The following is a 14,270-nucleotide window of genomic DNA, read 5'->3' on the forward strand; positions in this document are numbered from 1 at the left end:
GGTACTTCCGTCTTGAGGTCAATGGCCCACTTTTGAAAAAGTGCGAAAATCTTATAAGCTTATGAAAAGGTTATGATTTTCTATGTATGAACGATTTAGCCGCATCTGAGCTGCCTTCTCGGCGTCGCCATAGCTCGGTGCAGCCGTGAAAAGATTGTGCGTCTCGGCATACAGGGGCCGTTCGAACACGCTTTCGACCGATCCGGCCTCAACGATAGCCCTCCCCTTTGCGACAATGATCCGGCGGCCGTTGCGCTCGACCGCCTTCCAAATCATCCGAAGTGAGTGCCATCGGCACGCCGACCAGGTTCATCAGCCGGGCAATATTTTCGTGGCGGGCAAGTCCGTCCAGCTCGCTAGAGAGCCGCAAGAGCTGTTCCACGGAGCTGAGCGCTCACGCCAGGCCCGGCCGGCCCAGCCTGACGGCCAGCACATTGCCCGGTCCGTGCACGGCGGCGAAGAGCAGACCAGCCAGGAAAGTGAAATGGTCGACAAAGAAGCCGAATTCGGCCTGGTTGCCTGCCCAATGCGCCGGACCGTGGAACGAGAAGCCGAGGAAGATGACGTAGACGGCAGCGACGATCGCTGCTGGGCTGAAGAAGGCGCCGCTCAGGAAGGCGAAGACCAGCAGCGCTTCGAGGATCGCCGCGCACCAGGCCAAAAACAGCGGGAACGGAAAACCGGCGGCGGCGATGTAGCCAGCCGTTGCGCTCATATCCATGAACTTGAACGAAACGGCCATCAGGAAGACAGCGGCGAAGATCAGGCGGGCGATGAGAATGGCGGCAGTCTGCCAGATTGATTGAGTGTTTTCCACGATGTCCCTCCGGGTTGAAGCGGTTGATGCTCCAAGGACGGCCAGCACGGGGAGATTCCGACAGAGAGGTTGCGATTTTTTTAAGGAGGCAATCACGCGCATCGCATGACGCGGTCGATCCCGGATTTTTCCGATCGCCCTGCCCTACTGCAGAGTTAGTTGCGGTCTTTGCCAATGTGGCACGTCGGCTTCTGCTTTTCCCATGGGAGATTACCGCCGGCCTTCTCGCGTCGCTGGCCGGCGGCTCCCATCTGGCAAGCCTAGTGCTGGCGTAGACGCTAGAGTGCCGCCTGGTAATAGGTGCGAATGACGCTGCGGACGGCTTCCAGCACCAGCGCACGCGCCTTTGCTTCTACTCTACCGGCCGCGACGGCCGGATAGAGGGCGCCGAGATACTGGCTGACCAGGGTCTCCGGCAGTTCTCGTGCGCCGAGCCGTTCGAACAGGCGCTCGACCAGGGCGGCAGCGTCGTGATGCGGCCAGTAATAGCGGATACGGTCGCTATAGGAGAAATGCCGCTGTACGCGCAGCTCCCCCTCGTTGCCGTGATAATATTTTTGCCAGTTCTTGGGCTCTGCGAGCAGCAGCGCTTCCATGCCCTGGCGCAAGGTCTCCGGGCTGCCGTCGAGAAATGCAGCGATCTGGTCGAGACCGTAGAGCGCTTCGCGAAGCGCGAAGGTCAAGCCCGGGCCGACCTTCAGAATGGCAAAGCCGTCTTCGACGAGCGCCCGCAATGCGGAGGCCGGCTGATAATCGGTCGAATGCGCTTCGAAGACGAATTGCGGCATGTGGCGCAGAACGCCGCTGAGATCGCGAGCGGCCATACGGTCGTAGACCACGACGTTTTCGTTGCCGAACTCGACGCCTGGCTGCACCACGACGCCAATGGCACGGGCAAAAGCGCTTTCGAGACCAAGGGCGGCAAAGGCGCGGCGGTGCACCTCGACGGTTTCCAGAGCTGCCGCCGGGCTGGTCAGTTCCAGGTGGTCAAGCGCTTCCATGGCGCCGCCGGGGATCGGCACTTCCGTACCGATAATATAGACGGGCAGATCATAGTCCGAGCCCGCCGCTGCCTTTTCGGCCACCAGCGCAAGCCGCGCGGCGCGTTCGGCGGTGATGTCATCCGACAAGGCCACCGGCTCGCCTGCGCAGCCCATCGAAGTATCGAGGTGGATTTTCGTGAAGCCGGCGCGAACGAAGGCGTCCATCATCACTTCCGAGCGCTGCATCGCCTCCTCTGCCGGCAGATGCTTCCAGGGGTTGGGGCCGAGATGGTCGCCACCGAGGATCAGCCGGCGCTTGTCGAAGCCGACGCGGGCGGCGATTTCTTCTACGAAACGGCGGAAATCGGCAGGTGTCATGCCGGTATAGCCGCCCTCCTGGTTGACCTGGTTGCAAGTGGCCTCGATCAGCACGTCCGTATCGGTCGCAAGTCCCTCCAGGAAGGCGGCTTCGATGACGAGCGGATGAGCCGAGCAAATGGAAGCAATGCCGCGCCGTTCGCCGGCCGCGTAGCGCGCAGGAAGCGTGCCGAGGGTCTTGGTGCTGCTCATGACGATACTCCGGAAAGATTACGGGCGGCGAGGAAGGCTTCGATTTCGGCCATGCTGGAGGTGCCTTCCATCGGCCCCTTGACGCCCACGGCGCGCGCGCCCGTGGCATTGGCGATGACGAGGGCCTTGTCTGCGGCCATGCCGCGCAGCCAGCAGGTGACGAATGCCGCACCGAAACTGTCGCCGGCGCCGGTCGGGTCGACCTCTTCCACCTTGAAGGCCGGAGCCAGCGTCGCGCCGGAGGCGTCGAAATAGCTGGCACCTTCGGCGCCGCGCTTGATCACGACAGCCTTGATACCGCGCGCCAGCAATTCCGCGACAGCAACCTTTTCGTCGGTGGCTTTGGTAAACAGGAAGATTTCCGCGCCGCTCGGCATAAAGAGGTCGGTATTCTCAAGCGCATGGCCGAGCGCCTCGCGCATGCCCGGCAGCTCCAGCATTTCCTTGCGGATGTTGGGATCGAAGGAGACCGTGCCGCCCTTCGCCTTGATGCGTCGCGTCGCCTCATGAATAGCGGCGACGATGCCGTCGGAGAAAAGGGCCGAGCCCATGATATGCAAGTGATCGGCAGTTTCGACCAGCGCCTCGGCTGCAGGCGTCAGACCAATGGCCGAGCAGGCGCTGTGCTTGATATTGAAGATGAAGTCCCGGTTGCCGTCCTGCCGGTAGCGCACGAAGGCGCTGCCGGTCGCCGCCGTCGGATGCACCGCAATAGCCGAGACATCCGCGCCATCATTCCTTAGGCGCTCGACATTGAGCGCGCCGAAATCGTCATTGCCGACGGTGCTGACGATGCCGCAGGGCTGGCCGAGCTTGGCTGCCTGGTCGATGAAGATCGCCGGAGCGCCGGAGGCAAAGGGGCCGATCAGCGGGATGGCAGAACGGAAACCATTACCGGTCTCGACCGCCATGATCTCGACGACGATCTCGCCGATGGTGATGATCTTCTTCATGCTCACGTCCGTACCGCCTTGCTGCGCACGTCGAGCCAGACGGCGATGAGGATGACGAGGCCTTTGACGATGAGCTGATAGAAATACGGCACCGACAGCATATTCATGCCGTTATTGATGACGCCGATGATCAATGCGCCGAGGATGGTGCCGACCATCGTGCCGACGCCGCCGGCAAGCGAGGTGCCGCCGAGCACGACCGCCGCGATGGCGTCAAGCTCGTAGCCCATGCCGGAATTGGTCTGCGCCGAGGACAGGCGCGAAGAGAGCAGGATGCCGCTGATCGCAGCCATCACGCCTGATATCATGAAGACGATGATCTTGATGCGATCGACGCGGATGCCGGAATAAACGGCCGCTTCGCGGTTGCCGCCGGAAAGGTAGACCTGCCGGCCGAAGATCGACTTGGACAGGACGATGTGGTTGATCGCAAAGAGCACGCCCATGATCCAGATGATGATCGGAAGCCCGAGGAAACTATCGGAGCCGATGGCGAGCCAAGCATCATTGTCGATCATGGCCGGTGCGCCATTGGTCGGCAGGCTGACGATGCCGCGGAAAATGCCCATGGTCGCAACCGTGACAATGAAGGATGGCAGCATCAGCTTCGCAGAGAGCGCTCCGTTCAGCCCGCCCATGATAACGCCTGCCGCGAGCGTCAGGAGAATGGTCGGCAGAAAGCCGAAGCCCATGGCAAAGGCCTGCGCCGCCACCATGCCGGCAACCGCGATGATCGAGCCGATCGAAAGGTCGATCTCGCCAAGCAGAATGACATAGGTCATGCCGTAGGCCGCAACGGCGACCACCGCCACCTGCTGCATGATGTTCATGAAGTTATTGAGGGCGAGGAAGCGCGGGCTCAACACCGAGAAGACGATGCAGAGCACGGCGAGCGAAATGATGATGCCGCCATACTGGCGCACCATCGGCGAGCGGAAGAATGACTGGCGGACTTCGGCGTCCGCTACCTTACTCTGCGTAGTATGGACATTGCTCATGCGTGCATCCCCGCTGCATAGGTCATAACGGTTTCGGGCGTGAGGCCTTCGGCATCGAGCACGGCCGCCAGGCTCCTGTTGTGCATCACTGCGACGCGATCGCTGAGGCCAAGCACTTCTGGCAGTTCCGAGGAGACCATCAGGATCGCCGCGCCCTCGGCGGCGAGCTCGCGGATGATGCGATAGATCTCGAATTTCGCGCCGACGTCGACGCCGCGCGTCGGTTCGTCGAGGATCAGAACGCGCGGCCTGATCTGCAGCCACTTGGCAAGCACGATCTTCTGCTGGTTGCCGCCGCTGAGAGAGCCGGTGCTGGTGTCGATCGAGGCTGCCTTGATGGCAAGGCGCAACACTTCCGCCTTGGCGGCGGCGCGCTCGGCACTGCCGCGCATCAGGCCGAACGGGCCGGCAAGCTGCTTCAGCGCCACCATGTTGACGTTGCGCTCGACGCTGTGCGCAAGCACGAGACCTTCTTCCTTGCGGTTCTCAGTCACGAAGGCGATGCCGTGACGGATCGCGTCCGAGGGCGAGGCAAGCGTCAGCGGCTTGCCGTCGAGGAAGATCTGTCCTTCCGGACGCTCCATGCCAAAGAGCGCCTTCATGATGTCGGACCGGCCGGAACCGATCAGGCCGAAAAGGCCAACGACCTCGCCGGGCTTCACATCAATGGAGACCTCATGGAATTTCCCCGGCACCGTCAGGTTTTTCGTCGCCAGGACAGGCGCCGTGCTCTCGGCCGGCCGTGGAGCGACGCGCGGCGGATAGATATCCTGCATTTCGCGGCCGACCATCAGCGCGATCAGTTTGTCGATACTGGTCTCGCTCTTTTCCGTCGTTGTCACATATTCGCCGTCGCGAATGACGGTAATGTCGTCGGAAAGCCGCATGATTTCTTCCATGCGGTGCGAAATATAGATGATCGCCTTGCCGCGTGCCTTCAGCCGCTCGATGATCGAGAACAGGATTTCCGCCTCGCTATCGGAAAGCGACGATGTCGGTTCGTCCAGGATGATCACATCCGCAGGCAGGCTAAGCCCCTTGGCGATCTCGACGAGCTGGCGCTGGGCAATGGAGAGATCGCCCACCTTAGCGTGAACGTTGACCGGCAGGCCGAGATCTTCGATCAGCGCTTCGGCCTTGGCGACAAGTACGCGATCGCGGACGAAACCAAAGCGGCTCGGCTCGTGGCTGGCGAAAATGTTCTGCGCGACCGAAAGGTTCCGGCAGAGGCTGAGTTCCTGGAAAACGATGGAAATGCCGTGCCCGCGGGCGTCGCGCGGGTTTTGCGGCTGATACGCCTTGCCGGCGAGCAGGATTTCGCCGGAGGTCGGCTTGTAGACCCCCGCGAGGATCTTCATCAGCGTCGACTTGCCCGCACCGTTTTCACCCAGCAGCGTGTGCACACGACCGCGGCGAACCTTAAGATTCATGCGCTTCAACGCCTGCACGACACCGAAGGACTTGGCGACATCACGGATCTCCAGCACCGTCGCAGCGTCTCGCGATGTCTCTTCCTTTATGGCTGCATTGTTCTGTGTCACGCACGCTCCTCCCCGGCCGCGCACTCGGCGGCGGCAAGCCCGGCTGTTGGCGAATGAAACGGACCGCAGTCCGCGCGACGGATGGCAGATGGCCGCCCGTACAACATGATGGCGGCGGCCCTGCGGCCGCCGCCATATGCAGATTACTTGGTCTCGCCGGCCTTGGTCACGACGCCGGGTACGATCGGCTGCTTGGCCGGAACGGACTCGCCCTTGATGACCTTGACGGCGGTTTCGACGGCAACCTTGCCCATCTGGTCCGGATACTGGGCGATGACGCCGACCATGACCGGATCGTTCTTAACGGCGTTACGCGCCTCTTCCATGCCGTCGAAGCCGATGACTTTGACCTGACTTTCCAGCTTGGCGGCCTTCACGGCGGAAGCCGCAGCAAGAGCGGCATCGTCACCGAAGCCGAAGATGCCGACGATGTCGGGGTTTGCCTGCAGCATGTTCTGTGCAGCAGCCAGAGCTTCCGGACGGGTGATACCCGTCTGGATGGCAGCGATCTTGATGTCCGGATACTTTTCCAGACCCTTCTTGAAGCCTTCGACGCGATCAACGACCGACTGCACGGTCGGATAGTCGATGACGGCTACCTTGCCCTTGCCGCCGACGCTCTTTGCCATCAACTCGGCCGCGCGCTCGCCGCCGGCGAAATTGTCCGTGCCGACGAAGGAGGTGACATCGGCATCGACAGCCGGGACGTCGACGGTGATGACCTTGATACCGGCCTTCTCAGCCTTCTTGATCGCCGCGCGCACGCCCTTGCTATCGACCGGCGAAATGACGATCACGTTGACACCCTTGGTGATAAAGTCCTCGACGTCGGCGAGCTGCTTGGAAAGGTCCTGATTGGCGATAGCCACTTCCAGCGGAACCTTCTCCGCTTGAGCTTCCTTCTTCATCGCATTCGCGAGCGAAATGTAGAACGGGTGCTGCTGCGTCAGGAGCGACGCGCCAATACCTTCCGCGGACGCAACTCCCGCCATCAAGGCAAGGGCCGCGCCGGAAAGAAGAATACGACCGAGCGTTTTGCGAAGCATGATTTCCTCCAATGGCCGGCCTTGCCGGCTGCTGTGATGAATGCGTGAAGCCTTCCCTGCCAGCTTGCGGCCAAGGCCGCCTTCCTCTCCTGCGCAGGACCGATCCACCCGTATCGGGCGACGTTCGTATGCCACCGATTAAACATCGCGTCAATCAATTTTTTTACGCGTGATAAATTTTAAGACCGATGGAAATTTGCTGGTAACGTTGGATTTGGCGGCTATATATGCGATGAGGAGGTATAACGGCCGGGAATCAGGCACCGATCGCGCTGATAGGCATAAAGAATTATTTTTACACATGATAATTGGACGCGGAAATGCGTCGAAACCGTTGCGAATCTCGGAAGCGATCATGAGCGAAAGCAAAATCAGGACGATGGAGGAGTTCGCCGCGGCAAGCGGGCTTTCCCGCCCGACCGTCTCGAAATATTTCGACAATCCCGAGAGCGTGAAGCCCTCCACTCGTGCCCGCATCGAAAAGGCGCTGAAGGACTACGATTATCGGCCCAACATCTTCGCCGTCAGCCTCAACCGCAAGAATCCGAAAAACATCGGGCTGATCGTCCCGCATATTTCGGATCCCTTCTATGCCGAGATCGTCAGACAGATCGAGATGCGCTGCTTTGCGGAAGGCTATTGGACGATCGTGCTGTCATCGCATGGGGAGCGGAAGCTGGAGGCACGGGCCATGCGCACCCTGCTCTCTCTGAACATTGCCGGCGTCCTGATGGCGCCGCTCGGCTTCGAGACCGATGCGCGCCTGCTCGAAAACCTCGCCAACGCCATGCCGACGGTCTTCCTCGACAACAGCATTGGCGACCGGCCCTTTGTCGGCACGGACAACCGCAAGAGCATCGGCAACATCACCGAATATCTGTGCAGGACCGGTGAACATCCCTGTTTCCTGGAAATGCCGGCGGTCAACCAGAATGCTCTCGAACGGCGCAGCGCCTATATTGCAACCATGGAGCGCCTGGGGCTGGAGCCCGTTACATTGCCGATACCGGCCAAGGACTGGAATTTCGAGCAATTGGGCTACGAGGCCGCCGGGCGCATGCTTGATGGTTCCGGCTTTCCGACGCGCACTGTGCTCTGCGCCAACGACCGGCTCGCCTTCGGCGTCATCGCGGCCGCCTTCGAGCGACGCCGGCGCGTCGGGCACGACAGCGATTGCGACCTGCGCGTGGCCGGCCATGACGACCATCCGCTCAGCCGGTTCACCTGTCCGCCGCTGACCACCATGGCCCAGGACTACCAGGGTATCGCCGCCGCTGGCATCGACATGCTGTTTTCAAGGATCGGCGGATTGCCGGAACGGTCCAGCGACCAGGGCAAGGCGACGCATCTGGAGGCGCGGCTCATCATGCGACAGTCTGCTTGAGACTGCCTATGCTCAACACTCCGACGGCGTCGCCTGTTTATCCCAACCGTACCCAATCCATGGCCTCGAGCACATAGGGTGCGAATAGGAAATCCCGGATCTCGGTAATCCGGTTTTCCGACCATTCGATAAGGACAAAATGTGCCGGCCTTTCCATCGAGCCGGTGCCGTCGAAGACCAGCATGGCAGGCCGTCCTTCGACCGCGCCGAGGGCGAACCGCCATTTCGCCACTTCGGCGTAGCGGGTGAAATAAGGGGCAATCTTTTCGCGCCCTTGCAATTGCAGCCGATTCACCAGCTCCAGCTTCACATCATCGGCAAGCATGGCGCGGATAGCGTCGAAATCCCCGCTGCGAAACATATCGACATAGGCGGAGATCTTCCGACGATCCAGATCGGACATCAGCGGCAACCTCGGATCTTCAGGTTCGCGCGCAAGCTGCCTGAGCGTCGTGCGCCCCCGCTGGAGCGCAGATTTGGCTGCCGCCGGCGAGCATTCGGCGATGCTTGCGATCTCCTCGACCGAATGCCCCAGAACATCCTTGAGGATCACCGCGCAGCGCTGGAGTTCAGGCAGCCGCAGAAACCTCTGAAAGCCGATCGCGACGATATCCGCCTCGGGCATAGGCTCGGCTTCGATGTCCTCGGTGAGTGGCACAACGGTATTTCGCGACCTGCCGCGAAGGAAGTCCAGGCTGGCATTATGGGCGATGCGAAACAGCCAGCCCTCAAGATTATCTACCTCCGCACCCTGGTTTCGCGCATGGAGCGCTTTGACGAGGGCATCCTGCAGCACATCCTCGCCATTGACGGCCGATCCGGTCATACGTGCGCAGTAGCGGTGAAGGCGTGGCCGCAGCGCTTGCAGGCGATCTTCAAAACCGTCCATGTCCATCCACCTACCGTACTTCCGCGCTCAGCTCTGCCAGAGATCGGACACCGATGTCGATGAGGATCTTCGACAGGTTAGCCGGCTACGAGAGGAATGGCGAGTGGCTGCTTTCCAATGTGTGGGTCATTGTCTTGCCGCCGATCGTATCATCAACCGCTGCAATCATATGATCCTGGCCGGCCAGCGGAACCGCGCGGTCTTGGGTGCAACGAATATAGTGGCGCCGCACCGTGCCAAATCTCGCCGGCGTAATCTGCGATGGAGCGAGAGCCCCGGCGTTCGATTCGTCGCAATGAAGCTGCGAGGCCGCATATGCGAATTCGTTCTCCGGCACATCGGCATAGAACGAAGCCTTGAGAAGCGATCGATAGGCCCTGTCGGTCGATCCGGCATGGATCCTTGTCGCGCCGATGGCAATGGGGTCACCTATGAACAGCTGCGGTGACAGGGCCGAAGACATGGTTTCATGCTGAAGCATGGCAAGCAACGGCATGCCGTTCGGCACCAAGAACCCGGCAAGATAAACAACCGCGATAAGCAGGCCTGGCACCCTTTCTGCGACAGCCGAAATCGTCATCCCGCCGGCCGAGTGCCCTACAAGAATGACCCTGCCGTCAGTCCGTGACGCAGCCTCTTCTACCAATGCTACCACCGCCTGCGTCCGCTCCTCCTGCGTCACGTCCGCGACAGGTGAGCGTTCGGTGGCGAAGGCCGCGGCGTCGAATGGGCGGCGATTGAGCGATATTGGCGCTATTGCATTTACGCCGGCGCCGGGAAGATCGAGCGTCAAGGCGGCAAAGCCGCTCGCTTCAAGGATTGGCGTGATCCTGTTCCACACCGAACGATTGTGCCAACCGCCATGAACCAGGACGAAAACTGCCTTGGCTGCTGTCATTGCTGAGTCCTCTCTATCTAATGCCGTCATTTGGCGGTCGGCGGCCATTCCGCCGCCGACCCCATTTCCTCGCCCGATTGGCGTGCGATGGAGTGTCAGACCGTCCTGTTGTCAAAGAGGTACATTTGGACGCCCGACGCGTCAGGCGCGTAGATTCGGCGATCCGCAGCAGCGGCCTGCCCCTCCGGGCTCGCGAAGGCGGTCTTGATGGCCGCAAGGTCGTCGAAATGCAGCGTCCCGATCCGATAGACATCGGGCGAGCCCACCGGCGCTGTGATGGGACCGTGGCTGACGTCGTAACTTCTGAGCCCTGGAAGCTTCTTGGCAAGGGGTATGTGGGTCTCGAAATAATGCCGGTCAAATGCCTCCGGGTCCTTCGGCGTCCGGTAGATCACGACCATCTGGGCCATTCCGGCTTTCGTATGGTTGTTCTGCGCAGCCGTGGCTACGTGTTCCGGAGCCGCACTCGCCACCATAGAGCCCATGAGCGAATCCAGGCTTGCCAGTTCGGCGATCCTCGGGAAATAGGCCTTCATGCGCGGATCGTTGCGCATCGCCTCGACAGCTGCGGGCGTCTCCCATTCGGAGTAGATGACGACGCCGGCGCCGTCCTCGGAGGTGATCAGCCGGGTTGTCTTCCAGCCGGGCAGCGTGCGGATCACGGTATCTATATTCTCTTTCAGGAGCGCGATCAGCGTATCCTGCTTCCCCGGTTTGACCCGCAGGAGATTGACCAAAATAACGGGCTCGTCGGACATGGCATGTTCCCTTCTGTTTCGGATATGCCAAGGACGATCCGAAGGGTGGAAACGGATCGCGACCCAGAAGATTTTTTTGGAGAGCGCCCCGAACCGGGCGATATTCAAAAAAACGTGCGGGTTGGCGATCAGCCGTAAAGGGCCATTCGCGACACCGCTATGCGAGGTTCTTGAGGTAGAGCGAGAGCAGCTGGGTCTGGGAGGAAATACCGAGCTTGCGATAGACATTGCGCCGGTGAACCTTCACCGTACCGGTGGAGATATTGAGCCGCAGGCCGATCGATTCCGACGAATGCCCCTGCAGGACGAGCTCGACGATCGCAGTCTCGCGGCTTGTCAGATTGAGATCGCGCCAAACCGCTTCGGCTGGCGCGATGTTCTCGTTCTGACCTTGCCGGCGCTTGCTTTTGCTGCCGGCGGCCAATTGCGCATCGAAGCGCGAAGCGAGACCGGACCAATAGTGCCTTACCATGCTTGCGACGAGCGGCTCGACCTTCTTGAGCGTCATGAACTCGGCTGGCGGGAAAACCCCGGTCGTCTCGCGTCGCATCAGCGATAGGACGATGGTGATGTCTTCGTCGGCATTGACGAAGAAGCCTATCTCCTCGGCAAGCCCGGTCTGGACGTAGTAGGTTCGGTAATATTCGCTGGAAAAGAAGCGATCCGGCGCCAGCTCCCGCATCCTCAGCACCCCTTCACGCCGTTCGCGAGCCGTATGATAGAACGGATCCAGCAGATAGGGTCCGGCCTGATAAAGTGTGACGAAGACGATATGCTCGTCGCGGTCGAAGGTGCTGTAGAGATCGATCGGCCGCTCCTTGCCGCGATAGGCGAAGACAACAACGTAATCGAACCGTACCAGCGCCGCCATCATCTGGCGGAAGGTCTCGCCGAACTCGGCATCCGCCATCGTCGATCTGCCGATCGTGGCGTTGAAGGCGGAAAACAGTCCTTCAAGGTCGGTGCTCATGTGACGGATCCCCGCTGCCACTCTGCGCATTCAGCGCAGCCCTATATACACCTTCCATGAAGCCTTGCGCGCCGAAATACCTCTTTCGGGGTATATACCTCGCAAGAGGCGCAGGCTTACTCTTTCTTTAACGACGGTGGCAATAAGGCAGATGAAGACTGCCGACCAACCGCAGGGAACAGACGTGGCATCCGCTTCAACGAACGACATCGAATTCCGTTCGGTCACAAAAGCCTATGGCGCCGTGACCGCCGTAACGGACATCAATCTCAATGTGCCCAAGGGCGCATTCCTGGCGCTTCTCGGACCTTCCGGCTGCGGCAAGACAACTTGCTTGCGCATGATCGGCGGCTTCGAGCAGCCGAGCGAGGGCACCGTGCTGATCGACGGACGCGAGATGAACGGCGTCCCGGCTTATAGGCGTCCCGTGAACATGGTGTTCCAGCACTATGCGCTCTTTCCGCATTTCAATGTCGCGCAGAACGTTGCCTACGGTCTGAAGCAGATGCGGCCGAAGGTCGGCACGGCTGAGATCGACCGGCGCGTCGCCGAAGCGCTCGAGATGGTCCGTCTCAGCGGCTTTGCCAAGCGACGTATCCACGAAATGTCGGGCGGGCAGCAGCAGCGCGTTGCGCTGGCGCGCGCCATCGTCAATCGCCCTTCGGTCCTGCTGCTCGACGAGCCGCTCGCAGCACTCGACAAGAAGCTGCGCTCGGCCATGCAGATCGAGCTTCAGACGCTGCAGCGCGACCTCGGCATCACCTTCGTTCTCGTTACCCATGACCAGGAGGAAGCACTGTCGATGGCCGATGTCGTCTGCGTCATGAGCGCCGGCCGCATCCGGCAACTCGGCACGCCGCAGGAAGTCTATGACCGCCCGGCCGATCTTTTCGTCGCAGATTTCGTCGGCAAGACGAACCGCATAGAGGCGGTGATGGAAGCAGACGGCGAAACGCTGCGTCTCGCCGATGGCTCGGCGCTTTCGGCCGGCAAGCGGCTCGCGCCTGGTGCGGCGATCGCAGCGTTGCGCCCCGAGGCGATCCATCTGAGCCGCGACATGGCGGCATCAGGCATGTCCTTCAAGGGAACGGTAACGCATCGCATCTTCCTGGGCTCATCGGCGGAATACGCGGTCACCGTCCCCGGATTGGGTGATTTTCTTATCACCTCGGATCGCCGCAGCATGAGCGAAAGCGATCTCGTCGGTCCGGGCGAACAGATTTTCCTCGGCTTCGACCCCAAAGCCTTACATGTCTTTCCAGCATCGAATGCATAAGCCAAAACAAGGGAACAGCATCATGAGCAAGGATTACAACGACAATCTCCCCATTTCAGCCGAAGGCTTCATGGATGAATTCATGCGCCTGAAGCGCGGCTCCGTCAGCCGCCGTCATTTCCTGGGCGTTACCGGTCTCGGCCTTGCGACAGCGGTCCTGTCGCGCTTTCCGGGCGCGCTTTCGACGCCCGCCTATGCGGCAGGCGAACTCGGCACGCAGATGTCGATCGCCACCTGGCCGAACTATCATGACCCCGCAACCTTCGAGAACTTCAAGGCGGCGACCGGTGTCGCCGTCGAGGTCAATGTGTTCGGCTCGAACGAGGAAATGCTCGCGAAACTGCAGGCCGGCGCCTCCGGCTGGTCGCTGTTCGTGCCGACCAATTACACGATCTCGACCCATCACAAGCTTGGCCTTATCGAAGAACTCGATCTGTCGAAGATCCCGAACTTCAGCCAGACAACCGAAAGCCCGCGCTTCACCAAGGAAGGGCAGATCGGCGGAAAGACCTACGCCGTGCCGAAGAACTGGGGCACGACGGGCTTTTCCGTGAACACCAACAAGATCAAGAGGAAGCTCTCAAGCTGGAAGGACTTCTTCGAGGTCGCTCAAACGGAAGCCGACGGCCGCGCAATGGTGCACGACTATCAGCTGACGACGATCGGCAGCGCGCTGGTTTCTCTCGGCTACGACTTCAATTCGATCAAACCGGAAGAGCTCGCCAAGGCCGAAGAATTGCTGATCAAGGTCAAGCCGCATCTCTTTGCCATCAATTCCGATTATCAACCGTCCATGCGTTCGACGGATGCCTGGCTGACCATGTGCTGGACCAATGACGGCGCGCAGCTCAACCGCGATATGCCCGAGCTTGCCTATGTGCTCGGCAAGGACGGCGGCGAGATCTGGACAGACTATTATGCGATCCCGAAGGATGCCCCGAACAAGGCGGCCGGCTATGCCCTGCTCAACTATCTCATGGATCCGAAGAACGCGGCGAAGGAGCACATCGCCAACGGCGCGCCGACCACCGACAGCCGTGTCATCGCCCTTCTGCCGAAGGACATCACATCGAACAAGATCGTCTATCCGGACGAGGCCGCGCTGACGCCGCTGGAATTCGGCGCCGCCGTGACCCTCACCGATCCGAGCCGCGCCGAACTGATGGCACGCTTCAAGTCGGCCTGAT

The 14,270-nt window shown here is 60.8% G+C and carries 13 protein-coding genes; 3 read left to right on the top strand and 10 right to left on the bottom strand.

Annotation, left to right across the window (positions count from 1 at the left end; translation table 11 throughout):
- Positions 1-394: 394 nt before the first annotated feature.
- From RHSP_RS08710 to RHSP_RS08735, 6 genes are all read right to left on the bottom strand, one after another.
- A complete protein-coding gene (locus RHSP_RS08710) occupies positions 395-817 on the bottom strand; it encodes a DoxX family protein (RefSeq protein ID WP_200863247.1) in 423 nt (140 codons plus the stop codon).
- A 278-nt stretch (positions 818-1,095) separates the two neighbouring features.
- Complete coding sequence (locus RHSP_RS08715) at positions 1,096-2,370, bottom strand: D-tagatose-bisphosphate aldolase, class II, non-catalytic subunit (protein WP_004115007.1); 1,275 nt, start codon at positions 2,368-2,370, stop codon at positions 1,096-1,098.
- Positions 2,367-3,323: a tagatose kinase gene (locus RHSP_RS08720; RefSeq protein ID WP_004115009.1), complete on the bottom strand. Its 957-nt coding sequence runs from the start codon at positions 3,321-3,323 to the stop codon at positions 2,367-2,369. Before RHSP_RS08720 ends, RHSP_RS08715 begins: the two co-directional genes overlap by 4 nt.
- Positions 3,324-3,325: 2 nt before the next feature.
- Positions 3,326-4,249: an ABC transporter permease gene (locus RHSP_RS08725; protein WP_240535401.1), complete on the bottom strand. Its 924-nt coding sequence runs from the start codon at positions 4,247-4,249 to the stop codon at positions 3,326-3,328.
- A 68-nt stretch (positions 4,250-4,317) separates the two neighbouring features.
- Positions 4,318-5,862: a sugar ABC transporter ATP-binding protein gene (locus RHSP_RS08730; protein ID WP_004115012.1), complete on the bottom strand. Its 1,545-nt coding sequence runs from the start codon at positions 5,860-5,862 to the stop codon at positions 4,318-4,320.
- Between the two features lie 143 nt (positions 5,863-6,005).
- The gene (locus RHSP_RS08735) at positions 6,006-6,908 is read right to left on the bottom strand and encodes a substrate-binding domain-containing protein (RefSeq protein WP_037150703.1); all 903 of its coding nucleotides are present in this window, start codon (positions 6,906-6,908) and stop codon (positions 6,006-6,008) included.
- 355 nt (positions 6,909-7,263) lie between these two features.
- Here RHSP_RS08735 and RHSP_RS08740 point away from each other — a divergent pair, with 355 nt between their 5' ends.
- Positions 7,264-8,292, top strand: a complete 1,029-nt coding sequence (locus RHSP_RS08740; RefSeq protein ID WP_037150860.1) for a LacI family DNA-binding transcriptional regulator — start codon at positions 7,264-7,266, stop codon at positions 8,290-8,292.
- Between the two features lie 37 nt (positions 8,293-8,329).
- On the opposite strand, the gene RHSP_RS08745 is transcribed toward RHSP_RS08740, so the two are convergent.
- From RHSP_RS08745 to RHSP_RS08760, 4 genes are all read right to left on the bottom strand, one after another.
- Positions 8,330-9,181, bottom strand: coding sequence for a sigma-70 family RNA polymerase sigma factor (locus RHSP_RS08745; RefSeq protein ID WP_037150866.1), 852 nt, complete (start codon positions 9,179-9,181; stop codon positions 8,330-8,332).
- 85 nt (positions 9,182-9,266) lie between these two features.
- Complete coding sequence (locus tag RHSP_RS08750) at positions 9,267-10,079, bottom strand: alpha/beta fold hydrolase (protein ID WP_004115026.1); 813 nt, start codon at positions 10,077-10,079, stop codon at positions 9,267-9,269.
- Between the two features lie 95 nt (positions 10,080-10,174).
- Entirely contained in the window at positions 10,175-10,837 is a 663-nt protein-coding gene (locus RHSP_RS35955) for an EthD family reductase (RefSeq protein WP_167332646.1), read from the bottom strand.
- Positions 10,838-10,994: 157 nt separating this feature from the next.
- A complete protein-coding gene (locus RHSP_RS08760; protein ID WP_004115032.1) occupies positions 10,995-11,807 on the bottom strand; it encodes a helix-turn-helix transcriptional regulator in 813 nt (270 codons plus the stop codon).
- A gap of 151 nt (positions 11,808-11,958) precedes the next feature.
- Between RHSP_RS08760 and RHSP_RS08765 the strand changes: the two genes are divergently transcribed.
- Positions 11,959-13,083 (top strand): ABC transporter ATP-binding protein, encoded by a 1,125-nt coding sequence (locus RHSP_RS08765; RefSeq protein ID WP_004115033.1) that lies wholly within the window; start codon positions 11,959-11,961, stop codon positions 13,081-13,083.
- Positions 13,084-13,105: 22 nt separating this feature from the next.
- Complete coding sequence (locus RHSP_RS08770; RefSeq protein WP_037150705.1) at positions 13,106-14,269, top strand: ABC transporter substrate-binding protein; 1,164 nt, start codon at positions 13,106-13,108, stop codon at positions 14,267-14,269.
- The last annotated feature ends 1 nt before the right edge of the window (position 14,270 follow it).

This window comes from Rhizobium freirei PRF 81, assembly GCF_000359745.1.
Lineage (GTDB): Bacteria > Pseudomonadota > Alphaproteobacteria > Rhizobiales > Rhizobiaceae > Rhizobium > Rhizobium freirei.

What these genes read in the sequence shown, in the direction of transcription:
- RHSP_RS08745 (WP_037150866.1), bottom strand. Translation starts at nt 9,181, where the DNA reads ATGGACGGTTTTGAAGATCGCCTGCAAGCGCTGCGGCCACGCCTTCAC.
- RHSP_RS08735 (WP_037150703.1), bottom strand. Translation starts at nt 6,908, where the DNA reads ATGCTTCGCAAAACGCTCGGTCGTATTCTTCTTTCCGGCGCGGCCCTT.
- RHSP_RS08750 (WP_004115026.1), bottom strand. Translation starts at nt 10,079, where the DNA reads ATGACAGCAGCCAAGGCAGTTTTCGTCCTGGTTCATGGCGGTTGGCAC.
- RHSP_RS08770 (WP_037150705.1), top strand. Translation starts at nt 13,106, where the DNA reads ATGAGCAAGGATTACAACGACAATCTCCCCATTTCAGCCGAAGGCTTC.
- RHSP_RS35955 (WP_167332646.1), bottom strand. Translation starts at nt 10,837, where the DNA reads ATGTCCGACGAGCCCGTTATTTTGGTCAATCTCCTGCGGGTCAAACCG.
- RHSP_RS08720 (WP_004115009.1), bottom strand. Translation starts at nt 3,323, where the DNA reads ATGAAGAAGATCATCACCATCGGCGAGATCGTCGTCGAGATCATGGCG.
- RHSP_RS08765 (WP_004115033.1), top strand. Translation starts at nt 11,959, where the DNA reads ATGAAGACTGCCGACCAACCGCAGGGAACAGACGTGGCATCCGCTTCA.
- RHSP_RS08725 (WP_240535401.1), bottom strand. Translation starts at nt 4,249, where the DNA reads ATGGTGCGCCAGTATGGCGGCATCATCATTTCGCTCGCCGTGCTCTGC.
- RHSP_RS08740 (WP_037150860.1), top strand. Translation starts at nt 7,264, where the DNA reads ATGAGCGAAAGCAAAATCAGGACGATGGAGGAGTTCGCCGCGGCAAGC.
- RHSP_RS08760 (WP_004115032.1), bottom strand. Translation starts at nt 11,807, where the DNA reads ATGAGCACCGACCTTGAAGGACTGTTTTCCGCCTTCAACGCCACGATC.
- RHSP_RS08715 (WP_004115007.1), bottom strand. Translation starts at nt 2,370, where the DNA reads ATGAGCAGCACCAAGACCCTCGGCACGCTTCCTGCGCGCTACGCGGCC.